Genomic DNA, 12510 nt, shown 5'->3' with positions numbered 1-12510 from the left:
CGGCACGCTGCAGCGATGCCCGATCACACTCCCGACGCCGACCCGGCCGAGGCCCGGCTCGCACTGCTGCGGCTGGTGGCCTGCGGCGGACCGGCCGCGCCGCGCCGACGCCTGCTCGAACACATCCCGGACCCACGGGCGGCCATCGCCGATGCCGCCGCTTGCCGCGACTGCGGCCTGAGCAGCGCGCAGCTCGGCGCTCTGCGCGGCCCCGCGCCCGATACGCTGCGGCACGCGCGTGACTGGTTGCAGGCACCGCGCCACCACCTGATCGGCTGGCACGACCCGGATTATCCGCCGCTGCTGCGGCGCAGCCCGGCCCCGCCGCTGGCGCTGTTCGTCGCCGGCGATCCGGCGCTGTTGTGGCATCCGGCGGTCGCGGTGGTCGGCAGCCGTGCGCCGACCCCGGGCGGGCGCGACAACGCCGCCGCTTTCGCCCGGGCACTGGTGGGCTCGGGGCTGGCGGTGGCCAGCGGGCTGGCCGCCGGGATCGACACCGCCGCCCACGCAGCGACGCTAGCGGCCGGCGGGCATACCGTGGCGGTGCTCGGCACCGGCCCCGACATCGCCTATCCGCGCGGCAACCGCGAACTGCACGCGCGCATCGCCACCGCCGGTGCGCTGGTCAGCGAGCACCTGCCCGGCACCGGCCCGCGCAAGGAGCACTTCCCCAGCCGCAACCGCATCCTCGCCGGGATTGCGCTGGGCACGCTGGTGATCGAGGCGGCCGAGCGTTCCGGCGCGCTGATCACCGCGCGGCTGGCGGCCGAGTCCGGACGCGAAGTCTTCGCGCTGCCCGGTTCGATCCACAACCCACTCGCGCGCGGCTGCCATCGGCTGATCCGCGACGGCGCCGCGCTGGTCGAGAACGCGCAGCAGGTGACCGAGGCCCTGGCGCCGGTCGCCGAGGCGCTGGCCGGCGCCTTGCGTCGCCGCCTGGCCGCCCCCATTGCTGGGGACGGCGAGCATGGCGCGCCCGCCCGCGTAGCCCCGGAGCGGGCCGCGCAAGCGCAGCGTCTCGGAGCAACACGAGACGACGCCGACTACCAGCGCTTGTGGAACGCGCTGGGTTTCGACCCCACCGGTATGGATGAACTGGTCCAGCGCAGCCGATTGACGACCGCGCAGGTGTCCTCCATGCTGCTTCTCATGGAGCTCGAAGGTCGCGTAGCGGCGCACCACGGCCGCTACACCCGCAGCCGCTGAGGTGACCGATACGCACCCGGCGGCCCGTAGCCACTCCTGAACTCACCGCGCCGCGACGGCGCAGGCCGAGGGAAATGAAAGAGAACATCCTGGACGTCCTGTTGTACTTGTTCGAGCACTATTTCACCGACGATGCGGACCTGGTCCGCGATCGCGACTCGCTGCAGAGCGGTCCGCTGTTCGAGGAACTCGGCCAGGCCGGCTTCAGCCCGGCGGAGATCAACAAGGCGTTCGAGTGGCTCGATGCGCTGGCCCAGCAGCGGCCCAGCGCGACCCCGCGCCGCGCCGACGGCCCGGTCCGGGTCTACGCCGGCCCCGAGCTGGAAAAACTCGACGTCGACTGCCGCGGTTTTCTGCTGTTCCTGGAGCAGCACGGCGTGCTCGATTCGGGCCAGCGCGAGCTAGTACTCGACCGCGCGATGGCGCTGGACCAGGACGACCTCGACCTGGACGATCTCAAGTGGGTCGTGCTGATGGTGCTGTTCAACCAGCCCGGCTCGGAAGCGGCCTACGCGTGGATGGAAACCCAGATGTTCGAGGACGAGCCCGAGCTGGTCCACTAGCAGCGGCGAGTCGCGGCTGCCGCTGCAAGGGGATGGGCGGCCGCTACGCGACACGCAAGGAAGACAGACGCGGGGCCGGTTCTGCTCATTGTGTGCAGGCGGCTAAGCCGCCGACTTGCAGCTCGTGCAGCGAGCGACTGGCTGTACCCGGGGGACACGATGACCGACTGGTACTACCACGATCCGGCCGAGGGCCGCGTCGGGCCGCTGACGGCCGAACAGATGCGCACGCGCTACCGCGAGCGCCGGATCCAGCGCGACACCCTGGCGTGGCACCAGGACCTGCGCGACTGGCAATCGCTGGAGCAGCTGAGCGAGGCACTCGGCCTGGACGAGGTCCGGCCCGACCACTCGCGGCCGCCGCCCCTGCCGCCGGCTGCACGCCCCGCCGCGGACATGGCCGCCGCGACCGTGCGGCCTCGCCCGGCAGCCTCGGCGCGCACGCGGCCGGCAGCCCGCCAGCAGCGCCGCGGCCCGTCGGGCTGCGTGATCGCGCTGATCATCGCGGTCGTGCTGGCGGTGCTGGGCGTGGCGCTGCTCGCCGCAATCGCGCTGCCGGCCTATCAGGACTATGCCGTCCGCGCCCGCGCCGCGCAGGTCGCCGCCGACGCCGAGGCGCTGACCCAGCACGCCGGCGAGTACATCACCCGGCACCGCCGCTGCCCCGGCAACGCCACCGCCGGGTTCGGCCCGGCCAACGACTACGCCACCGCGCTGGTCGCGGCGGTGCGGTTCGGCGAATATCCCGGCGGCGCCTGCGCGATCGAGGTGCGGTTCCGCGACCTCGACAGCGCCGCCGACGGCCGCACGCTGGTGTTCCAGGCCGACCCGCGCCACTCGCCGCTGACCTGGGCCTGCCACGGCGGCACCCTGGCCAGCCGCTTCCTGCCCCCCGCCTGCCGCTGAGCCTTTACTTCAATGGACTGCCGCACATGACCGCCTGGTACTACAGCGATGAGCAACGCAACCGCCTCGGCCCGGTGCGCGCCGACGATCTCGCCGAGCTGCACGCCGGCGGCCAGTTGCAGCCCGGCACGCTGGTGTGGCGCGAGGGCCTGGCGGACTGGCGGCCGTGGCGCGAGGTGATCGGCGAAATCCTCGGCGCCGCCCACCCGCCCATGGCCAGCGCCAGCTTCGCGACCGCCACTGCCGGCGCGCCCGCCGATGCATCCGCCAACCCGTACGCACCGGCCGAACGCTCGCCCTACGCCCCGCCGGGCGCGGCGCTGGACACCGGCTGGCGCGCCCAGGACGAGCATGAGGTGGTCTACGCCGGCTTCTGGAAGCGGGTGGCGGCCTACCTGCTCGATGCGCTGGTGATGTCCCTGGTCGCCTGGGTCGCGCAGATCGTGGTGCTGGGCCTGTTCTTCGGCATCAGCGCGGCCGAGGTCGGCGACCCGCAGGCGCTGCTGGCCGGCGCCGGCGTCGCCGGGCTGCTGGTCGGCATGTTCGTGGTGCCGGTCGCGCTGCAGGCGGTGTACTACGCCGCGCTGCACTCCTCGGCCCGACAGGCCACCCTGGGCAAGATGGCCATCGGGATCAAAGTGGTGGACGAGTCCGGCGGCCGGATTTCGTTCCTGCGCGGGATCGGCCGGTTCTTTGCGGCCTTCCTCAGCGCGATGATCCTGGGTATCGGCTACCTGATGGCCGCGTTCACCGACCGCAAGCGCGCGCTGCACGACCTGCTCGCGAGCACGCTGGTGGTCGACCAGTGGGCCTACACCGGCCATCCCGAGCGCCAGCGCCACGAACTCGGGACCGCGACCAAGGTGATCCTGGCGCTCGGCGCGCTGGCGGTGCTGGGCTACCTGGCGATCATGGTGCTGGCCATCTCGGTGGCGGCCGCCGCCTGAGCCAGCGCCGGCCCGCAATCGACCGCTGCCGCGCCCGGTGCTTGACAGCCACGGTCGCGGCGTGATTCCACTAAATAAGGAAATCCCCCCCACGTCCGCGGCGGTCTTGCCGCGGAAGTCGCCTTCTTACGCTATTACAGCAGCGCCCACGGCGCTGTGGAGCACATCCCCCACCATGGCCAAGAACCTCCTGATCGTCGAATCGCCCGCCAAGGCCAAGACGATCAATAAATACCTCGGCAAGGACTTCACCGTCCTGGCCTCCTACGGCCACGTCCGCGACCTGGTGCCGAAGGAGGGCGCGGTCGACCCCGACCAGGGCTTCGCGATGCGCTACGACCTGATCGAGAAGAACCAGAAGCACGTCGACGCGATCGCCAAGGCGGCCAAGGCCGCCGACCACCTGTTTCTGGCGACCGATCCGGACCGGGAGGGCGAGGCGATCAGCTGGCATATCGCCGAGATCCTGCGCGAGCGCGGCCTGCTGAAGGACCGCACGCTGCAGCGGGTGGTGTTCACCGAGATCACCCCGCGCGCGATCCGCGAGGCGATGACCCACCCGCGCGACATCGCCAGCGACCTGGTCGATGCGCAGCAGGCACGGCGCGCGCTCGACTACCTGGTCGGCTTCAACCTCTCGCCGGTGCTGTGGCGCAAGGTCCAGCGCGGACTCTCCGCCGGCCGCGTGCAGTCGCCGGCGCTGCGCATGATCGTCGAGCGCGAGGAGGAGATCGAGGCCTTCATTGCGCGCGAGTACTGGTCGATCCAGGCCGAGTGCCTGCACCCCAGCCAGGCCTTCACTGCGCGCCTAACCAAGCTCGACGGCGCCAAGTTCGAGCAGTTCACCATCACCGACGGCGACACCGCCGAGGCCGCGCGCCAGCGCATCGTCAACGCCGCGCAAGGCGCGCTGCGCGTCACCGACGTCACCAGCAAGGAGCGCAGGCGCCGTCCGGCGGCGCCCTTCACCACCTCCACCCTGCAGCAGGAGGCCTCGCGCAAGCTCGGCTTCACCACCAAGCGCACCATGCAGGTCGCGCAGAAGCTCTACGAGGGCGTGGCGATCGGCGATGAAGGCACCGTGGGCCTGATCAGCTACATGCGTACCGACTCGGTCAGCCTGTCGGCCGATGCCCTGGCCGAGATCCGCGACGTGATCGCGCGCGACTACGGCACCCGCGCGGTGCCCGACCAACCCAACGTCTACAAGACCAAGTCCAAGAACGCGCAGGAAGCCCACGAGGCGGTCCGCCCGACCTCCGCGCTGCGCACCCCCGCGCAGGTCTCGCGCTTCCTGGAGGACGACGCGCGCCGGCTGTACGAGCTGATCTGGAAACGCGCGGTCGCCAGCCAGATGGTCCCGGCCACGCTCAACACCGTCAGCGTCGACCTCGCCGCCGGCAGCGAGCACAGCTTCCGCGTCTCCGGCACCACCGTGATCGACCCGGGCTTCCTGGCGGTCTACGAGGAAGGCAAGGACACCAAGAAGGACGACGAGGACGACGAGGGCCGCAAGCTGCCGGCGATGAAGACCGGCGACCGCATTCCGATCGAGCGCATCCACACCGACCAGCACTTCACCGAGCCGCCACCGCGCTTTTCCGAGGCCAGCCTGGTCAAGACCCTGGAGGAGTACGGCATCGGCCGGCCCTCGACCTACGCCTCGATCATCGCGACCCTGCTGTTCCGCAAGTACGTCGAGCTGGACAGCCGTCGTTTCCGCCCGAGCGACGTCGGCCGCGCGGTCAGCAAGTTCCTGTCCGGCCATTTCACCCGGTACGTCGACTATGACTTCACCGCAAAGCTCGAGGACGAGCTCGATGCGGTCTCGCGCGGCGAGGAGGACTGGAAGCCGCTGATGGAGCGCTTCTGGGGGCCGTTCAAGGAAATGGTCGACGACAAGATGGAGTCGGTCGACCGCAGCCAGGCCACCGGCGCGCGCGAGCTCGGCACCGACCCCAAGAGCGGCAAGCCGGTCAGCGTGCGGCTGGGCCGCTACGGGCCGTACGCCGCGATCGGCAGCACCGCCGAGGACGCCGAGGACAAGCCGACCTTCGCATCCTTGCGGCCCGGCCAGAGCATGCACACGATCTCGCTGGAGGACGCGCTGGAGCTGTTCAAGCTGCCGCGCAAGCTCGGCATCGACAAGGACGAGGAAGTCAGCGTCGGCATCGGCCGCTTCGGCCCCTTTGCCAAGCGCGGCAGCGTGTACGCCTCGCTGAAGAAGGAAGACGACCCCTACACGGTCGAACTGGCGCGCGCGGTGGAGCTGATCGAGGAGAAGGAGGAGATCGCGCGCAACCGGATCATCAAGGAATACGACGGCAGCGACATCCAGGTGCTCAACGGCCGCTACGGCCCCTACATCAGCGACGGCAAGCTCAACGGTCGTATCCCGAAGGACCGCGAGCCGGCGTCGCTGACGCTGGAGGAAGTCACCCGCTTCATGGAAGAGACCGGCAAGCCGATGCGCAAGGGCTTCGGCAAGAAGGCGGCTAAAAAGGTCGCGGCCAAGAAAACCGTCGCCAAGAAGGCGCCGGCCAAAAAAGCCGCCAAGAAGACTTCGAAGAAAACCGCGAAAAAGGCGGCCAAGAAGACCGCCAAGAAAACCACGAAGAAGGTCGTCAAGCAGCCTGAGGCCTGAGGCCTGAGGCCAAGCGGTGCGGCGCCTGTAGGAGCGGCTTCAGCCGCGATCAACAACCGGCGCCGCCCGCCGCCGCAATCGCGCCGCACCTCCGCCGTAGGAGCGGCGTGAGTGGTGGCGACCGCGAAGCCCGGTGACACATGGCAGTCGCGACTTACGTCGCTCGCTCCTACAACGACAACATCAAGAGCTCGCGGCTGAAGCCGCTCCTACAGAAGCAGATCGTTTCGCACCGCATGCATTCGCATCCCGACATGACCGCCACCCTCGCCGCACTCGAGCGCGGCGGTGTCATCGCCTACCCCACCGAAGCGGTCTGGGGGCTGGGCTGCGATCCGTTCAGCCGGGACGCGGTCATGCGGCTGCTGGCGATCAAGCAACGCCCGGTCGACAAGGGCCTGATCCTGATCGCAGCCCGGCGCGCGCAGTTCGACGAGCTGTTGGACTGGGAGGCGCTGCCCACGCAGCGACGCGAGGCGGTGTGGGACAGCTGGCCGGGGCCGCATACCTGGGTGGTGCCGGCCACCGCGCGAGTGCCGGACTGGATCACCGGCACCCACTCCGGCGTCGCGGTCCGGGTCAGCGCCCATCCGCTGGTGGCGCAGTTGTGCGACGCCTTCGGCGGGCCGCTGGTCTCCACCAGCGCCAACCTCGCCGGCGCCCCACCGGCATTCCGGCGCGAGGCGCTCGACCCGGCGCTGCTGCCGCTGCTGGACGCGGTCAGCTTTGGTGAAACCGGCGGCCTGTCGGCCCCCACCGCGATTCGCGATGCGCACAGCGGCGGGGTACTGCGGGGCTGATCGGCTTCGCATCGCGGCCGTGACCGCGCGCCAACGCCGTTTCTGGTATTGCTGACAACCTCCGATAAAAGCCACCCGCGACCTGCCTGGCCGTTCCATTAACGGAACGCTGCGAACTTCCTGTTCCTTTAGCAGTCACAGGTGGCGACTGCTAAGATGCCCGCCATGACCCAGATTGCCCAAATCGCCGCGTCCAACGCCCTGATCACCAACAACCTGCCGGTGCCCAGCCCGCTGGGGTCGCTGGACGCCTACATCGGCGCGGTGCACCGCATTCCGGTGCTGACGGTCGAGGACGAGCAGGCGCTGGCGCGCCGCTTCCACGAGGCCGAAGATCTTGACGCCGCCCGCGAGTTGGTGCATTCGCACCTGCGCTTCGTGGTCCACGTCGCGCGCGGCTACAACGGTTACGGCCTGCCGCTCGGCGACTTGATCCAGGAAGGCAACATCGGCCTGATGAAGGCGGTCAAGCGCTTTGACCCCGACCAGGGCGTGCGCTTGGTGAGCTTCGCGGTGCACTGGATCCGTGCCGAGATGCACGAGTTCATCCTCAAGAACTGGCGCATCGTCAAGGTCGCCACGACCAAGGCGCAGCGCAAGCTGTTCTTCAACCTGCGCAAGAGCAAGAAGCGCCTGGGCTGGATGAACGCCGAGGAAGTGCGCACCGTCGCGCGCGACCTCAAGGTCTCCGAGCGCGAAGTGCTGGAGATGGAGTCGCGCCTGTCCGGTCGCGATGTCGGCTTCGATGCGCCGTCCGACGAGGACGACGACCACGCGCCGCCCTCGCCGGCGGCCTACCTGCGCACGCACGACGAGGATCCCTCGCAGATGTACGAGCGTGAGGACGAGGAGGACAGCAAGCTGGCGCTGCTGCGCGAGGGCATGTCCGAACTCGACGACCGCTCGCGCGACATCGTCTCGCGCCGCTGGCTCGACGACGACAGCAAGGTGACGTTGCAGGAACTGGCCGACGAATACGGCGTCAGCGCCGAGCGCATCCGCCAGGTCGAGGCCAACGCGCTCAAGAAGATGCGCGCGCTGTTCGCGGCGTAGCGAACCCCATCGCGTTGTAGGAGCGGCTTCAGCCGCGAACCACAACCGGTTCCGCCACGCCGTCCTCCCCTGTAGGAGCGACGTGAGTCGCGACCGCGAAAACCGGTGGGAAGTCACGGTCGCGACTTACGTCGCTCCTACAAAAGCATCGCGGCTGAAGCCGCTCCTACGGGTACGGGTGCGTGTGTGCACGCGTGCCGGTTTTCCATCGGTTACGCTCGCCCGATCTCCCCGCGAGCGACCCGCCATGGCCCAAGACGAGAAACGCATCGCCCTGCTGATCGATGCCGACAACGCGCCGGCCGGCAAGATCGACGCGATCCTGACCGAGGTCGCGCGCTACGGCGTGGCCAACGTGCGCCGCGCCTACGGCGACTGGAAGAACCCGCACATCAAGGGCTGGGAGGCGACGCTGCACGCGTACGCGATCCGGCCGGTGCAGCAGTTCGCCTACAGCCGCGGCAAGAACGCGTCCGACATGGCGATGGTGATCGACGCGATGGACCTGCTGTACGCACGCAACCTGGACGGCTTCGCGATCGTGTCGAGCGACGCCGACTTCACCCCGCTGGTGATGCGACTGCTGACCGACGGGGTCAAGGTGTACGGCTTCGGCGAGAACAAGACGCCGGAGCCGTTCGTCAACGCGTGCTCGAAGTTCACCTATGTCGAGGCGCTCGGCCAGCCGGAGAATGCCGGCGCGACCACCGCCACACATCCACGCAGCGCCTCCGAACTGCGCAGCGACGCACGGCTGTTGCAGATGCTGCGTGGCGCGGTCGACTCGACCAGCAACGAGGAGGGTTGGTCGCCGCTGGGCGCAGTCGGCCAGCAGATCAGCAACCAGGCCTCGTTCGATCCGCGCAACCACGGCTATCGCAAGCTCAGCGACCTGATCGAGGCGACCTCCCTGTTCGACGTGCGCCGCGACGAGCAGATCATCTGGGTGCGCGAGAAGCCGAAGGCGCATGCCACGGCGAAGGCCAAGCGCACGCCGCGCAAGCGCCCCGCCATCCAGACCTCGTAGGAGCGGCTTCAGCCGCGATCGGAAATGGGCGCGGGCAGACGGCTTCAGTTCGCGGCTGAAGCCGCTCCTACAAAAGCGCGGTCAATAGAGGTCGATCGGGTCGACATCCAGCGACCAGCGCACCTTGCGGGCTTCGGGCAGGGCGTGGATCGCCGGCAGGGCGGCGTCGAGCGCTGCGTGCAGGTGGCGGCGCTCCGGCGATGACAGCAACAGCTGCGCGCGCTGGTAGCCGGCGCGGCGCGGCATCGGGGCGGGGAGCGGGCCGCTGAGGTCCAGGGTGTTGGCTTCCCCCTTTGAACAAGGGGAATCACGAGGGATTTGCACTTTTGCTGTGGCAGGAGCAGCAGCAAATCCCCCTCGCCCCTCTTTTTCAAAGGGGGGAACAGCTACGGCGAAGGGCGCGAGGGCTTGCTTGGCGGCCTGCAGGAACGCGTTGGCGGCCTCCACCTGTTTCGCCTCCGCGCGCAGCATCGCCATGTGTGCAAACGGCGGGAAGCCGGCGGCCTCGCGCTGCTCCAGTTCGGCCTCGGCGAACGCGCCATAACCGCCCGACAGCAGGGTCGCCAGCAGCGGGTGGTCGGGGTGGTGGGTCTGCAGCAGCACCTCGCCGGGCTTGTCGGCGCGGCCGGCGCGGCCGGCGACCTGGATCAGCAGCTGGGCGAGTTTCTCCGGGGCGCGGAAGTCGGCGCTGAACAGCCCCTCGTCGATGCCGACCACCGCGACCAGGGTCAGGTTCGGCAGGTCGTGGCCCTTGGCCAGCATCTGGGTGCCGACCAGGATGCCGCGCTGGGTGCCGAACTGCGCCAGGTGCTGTTCGAGCGCGCCGCGGCGCTGCGTGGTGCCGCGGTCGATGCGCAGCACCGGCACCTCGGGAAACCGCGCGCGCAGTGCTTCCTCGATGCGTTCGGTGCCGGCGCCTTGGGACTGCAACGCCAGCCCGCCGCAGTCGGGGCAGGCGTTGGGCACCGGCCGGCGCGCACCACAGTGGTGGCACTGCAGGCGCCGCCCGCCGCCGTGCACGGTCATCGCGCTGCCATGGCTTGATGTGCCGCAGCGTTGGCACTGCGCGCTCCAGCCGCAGTCGTGGCACAGCAGCACCGGCGCGTAGCCGCGGCGGTTCTTGAACACCAGCACCTGGCCACCGGCGTCGAGCGCGCGGCCGATCACATCCAACAGCTCCCGCGACAAGCCCGCCTCCAGCGGGCGCTTGCGCACATCGCTCACGCGCACCCGCGGCGGCAGCGCCATGCCGGCGCGGGCCCGCAGGCGCAAGTGGAAGTAGCGGCCGGCCGCGGCGTTGCGCAGCGACTCCAGCGACGGGGTCGCGCTGCCCAGCAGCACCGGCACGCCGAGCGCCCTGCCCCGCACCAGCGCAAAATCACGGGCGTGGTAACGGATGCCGTCGAGCTGCTTGAAGCTGCCGTCGTGCTCCTCGTCGATGACGATCAGTCCGGCCTCCGGCAGCGGCAGGAACACCGCCGAACGCGTGCCGACCACCACCCGCGCCTCGCCGCGCAGGCAGGCCGCCCAGGTGCGGGCGCGCTCGCCGTCGGCCAGCCCCGAATGCAGCGCGTGCACCGGCACCCCCAGCCGCGCGCGGAACCGCGCCAGGGTCTGCGGGGTCAGCCCGATCTCGGGCACCAGCACCAGCGCCTGCCGGCCGCGGGCGAGGCAGTCGGCGATCGCGCCCAGGTAGACCTCGGTCTTGCCGCTGCCGGTGACGCCATCGAGCAGCAGCGCTTTGAACCCGTCGCGGGCGCCGAGCGTGGCCTCGACCGCCGCGTGCTGCTCGGGATTGAGCGGGGGTCCGGGCTGCGGCGCCGGCGCCAGTTGCGAGGCCGGCACCGCGATGCGCATCGCCAGCTCGCGCTTGGCCAATGCCCGGGCGGCGCTCCGCCACCCCTCCAGCGCGTCGTCGAGCGCGTCCTCGTCGCGCGCGCCGGCCAGCAGCAGTTCGGCCAGCCGGCGCGGCTTGCCGGCGCGCAGGCGCTCGCGTGCGGTCTGGCCGGCCTCGGTCAGGCGCCAGGCCCAGGCGTGGGTCTCCGGGAGCGGCTCACCGTGGCGCAGCGGCCCGGGCAAGGCGGTCGCCAGCACCTCGCCGAGCGGGGCGTGGGTGTAGCGCGCCAGCCAGTGCAGCGACTCGAGCAGCTCGCCGCACAGCAGCGGCGCCGGATCGAGCCGGGCCCGCGCGGTCTTCAGCGTGACGGCCGCGCCGGTGGCCGGGCCGACCGCGACCACCACTCCGACCAGCTCGCGCGAGGCGCCCAGCGGCACCCGCACCCGGCAGCCGACCGCCGTGGCGGGCGCCGGGTCGTCGTGCGGCGGGTGGTAGTCGAACAGCCGCGGCAGCGGCAGCGGCAGGGCGACGCGCCAGATCGGCCGGACGGGGTCGGGGGCGTCGAAAGCAGCATGCATCGGTGCAAGTCTAGGCGATGGCGCGCCGGTCACGGCCTACCGGCGCAGGATGTCGGGGCCGGGCACCGGGCGCGGTGGCCAGTTGCGCCGCATTGCTGCCGCTGCTCTGACGAATGCGGCGCAAGTCACCGGCTGCAAAGAAGATTCTTCCTTATCCACACCGTCTGTGGATATCTCTGTGGACGCGACCGCGGCAAAAGAGCGCAATCCTGCTGCGGTCGGCCCTTCAGCCAGGTTGGTGAAAAAAGCGCCAAGGCACTTATATCTTGTAAATTCAATGGCTTGGCCGTGAAACATTGCGGCAACGCAGCGCCTCGGCGCAGTGAAGGCCGCGTATACGACGGTTTCTTTACTGCTGTGCACAACCGATGCATGGCGAAACCCGCGTCACGCTTTGTGATGGCCCATGTCAAGAAGATGTCAAGTCAAAATTCGCGCCGTTCGTCGGCAGGTGCGGCGTGGCCCACGGCGGCGGAGTTAGCGCCGGCCCGACTATGATTGGGCGCCATGCCGATGCCCATGCGATGAGCCCGCCGCCCCTGGCTTCTCCGGCCGCGCTCGCGGCCTTCCTGCGCGGCGTCGAGCGCCGCGGCGCGGTGCTCGCCCAGTTGCAGTGCGGTGACGCCGAGACCGGCGATGCCGCACTGGCCGCGGCCATGCGCGATTTCCGCGCGGCGGCGGCCGGCCAGCCGATGGCCGAGTGGCCGCGGCGCTTCTGGACGCTGCTGCTCGCCGAGCCCGGCCTGCGCGAGCACCTTGTGCAGCCGCTCTTCGAGTCGGGGGGCGGCGCTGGCGTCTCCGCTGCGCTTCAGGGACAGCTTGTTGCGGGTTTCTTCACTCATTTCTCTTGCTCCGACGAGGCCGATACGGCGTCGTCATCCTGGGTTTGCGGTTCCGGCGCGACCGTCGGGTCGCGCTCGGAGTCGGGTTCGGGTGCGGAATCGTCCGC

9 protein-coding genes and 1 pseudogene are annotated in these 12510 nt (G+C 70.2%); 9 read left to right on the top strand and 1 reads right to left on the bottom strand.

Annotation, left to right across the window (positions count from 1 at the left end; translation table 11 throughout):
- Positions 1 to 15: 15 nt before the first annotated feature.
- The 8 genes from dprA to ACJQWM_RS00020 all read left to right on the top strand — a co-directional run bounded on the left by dprA (position 16) and on the right by ACJQWM_RS00020 (position 9146).
- A complete protein-coding gene (gene dprA, locus ACJQWM_RS00055) occupies positions 16 to 1206 on the top strand; it encodes a DNA-processing protein DprA (RefSeq protein WP_411306589.1) in 1191 nt (396 codons plus the stop codon).
- A 74-nt stretch (positions 1207 to 1280) separates the two neighbouring features.
- Positions 1281 to 1769 carry a DUF494 family protein gene (locus tag ACJQWM_RS00050; protein ID WP_332708054.1) on the top strand — a complete coding sequence of 163 codons (489 nt, stop codon included), beginning with the start codon at positions 1281 to 1283 and terminating at the stop codon, positions 1767 to 1769.
- Between the two features lie 159 nt (positions 1770 to 1928).
- On the top strand, positions 1929 to 2675 hold the full coding sequence (locus ACJQWM_RS00045) for a GYF domain-containing protein (protein ID WP_411306588.1): 747 nt from the start codon (positions 1929 to 1931) through the stop codon (positions 2673 to 2675).
- Positions 2676 to 2701: 26 nt separating this feature from the next.
- Positions 2702 to 3622 (top strand): RDD family protein, encoded by a 921-nt coding sequence (locus ACJQWM_RS00040; protein ID WP_332707761.1) that lies wholly within the window; start codon positions 2702 to 2704, stop codon positions 3620 to 3622.
- 175 nt (positions 3623 to 3797) lie between these two features.
- Positions 3798 to 6266 (top strand): DNA topoisomerase I, encoded by a 2469-nt coding sequence (locus ACJQWM_RS00035; protein WP_332707758.1) that lies wholly within the window; start codon positions 3798 to 3800, stop codon positions 6264 to 6266.
- A 236-nt stretch (positions 6267 to 6502) separates the two neighbouring features.
- Positions 6503 to 7066 carry an L-threonylcarbamoyladenylate synthase type 1 TsaC gene (tsaC, locus tag ACJQWM_RS00030; RefSeq protein ID WP_332707770.1) on the top strand — a complete coding sequence of 188 codons (564 nt, stop codon included), beginning with the start codon at positions 6503 to 6505 and terminating at the stop codon, positions 7064 to 7066.
- Between the two features lie 165 nt (positions 7067 to 7231).
- Positions 7232 to 8119, top strand: coding sequence for an RNA polymerase sigma factor RpoH (gene rpoH, locus ACJQWM_RS00025; protein ID WP_411306586.1), 888 nt, complete (start codon positions 7232 to 7234; stop codon positions 8117 to 8119).
- Between the two features lie 247 nt (positions 8120 to 8366).
- Complete coding sequence (locus ACJQWM_RS00020) at positions 8367 to 9146, top strand: NYN domain-containing protein (protein WP_332707753.1); 780 nt, start codon at positions 8367 to 8369, stop codon at positions 9144 to 9146.
- An 81-nt stretch (positions 9147 to 9227) separates the two neighbouring features.
- On the opposite strand, the gene ACJQWM_RS00010 is transcribed toward ACJQWM_RS00020, so the two are convergent.
- A complete protein-coding gene (locus ACJQWM_RS00010) occupies positions 9228 to 11561 on the bottom strand; it encodes a primosomal protein N' (RefSeq protein WP_502361719.1) in 2334 nt (777 codons plus the stop codon).
- Between the two features lie 524 nt (positions 11562 to 12085).
- On the opposite strand from ACJQWM_RS00010, the pseudogene ACJQWM_RS00005 reads away from it, so the two are divergent.
- A pseudogene (locus ACJQWM_RS00005) lies at positions 12086 to 12310 on the top strand (hypothetical protein); the annotation flags it as partial.
- Positions 12311 to 12510 lie beyond the last annotated feature (200 nt).

The organism is Novilysobacter longmucuonensis, from assembly GCF_046600735.1.
In the GTDB taxonomy this organism is placed as follows: Bacteria; Pseudomonadota; Gammaproteobacteria; order Xanthomonadales; family Xanthomonadaceae; genus Novilysobacter_A; species Novilysobacter_A longmucuonensis.
This window is presented reverse-complemented; position numbering and strand designations above follow the sequence as displayed.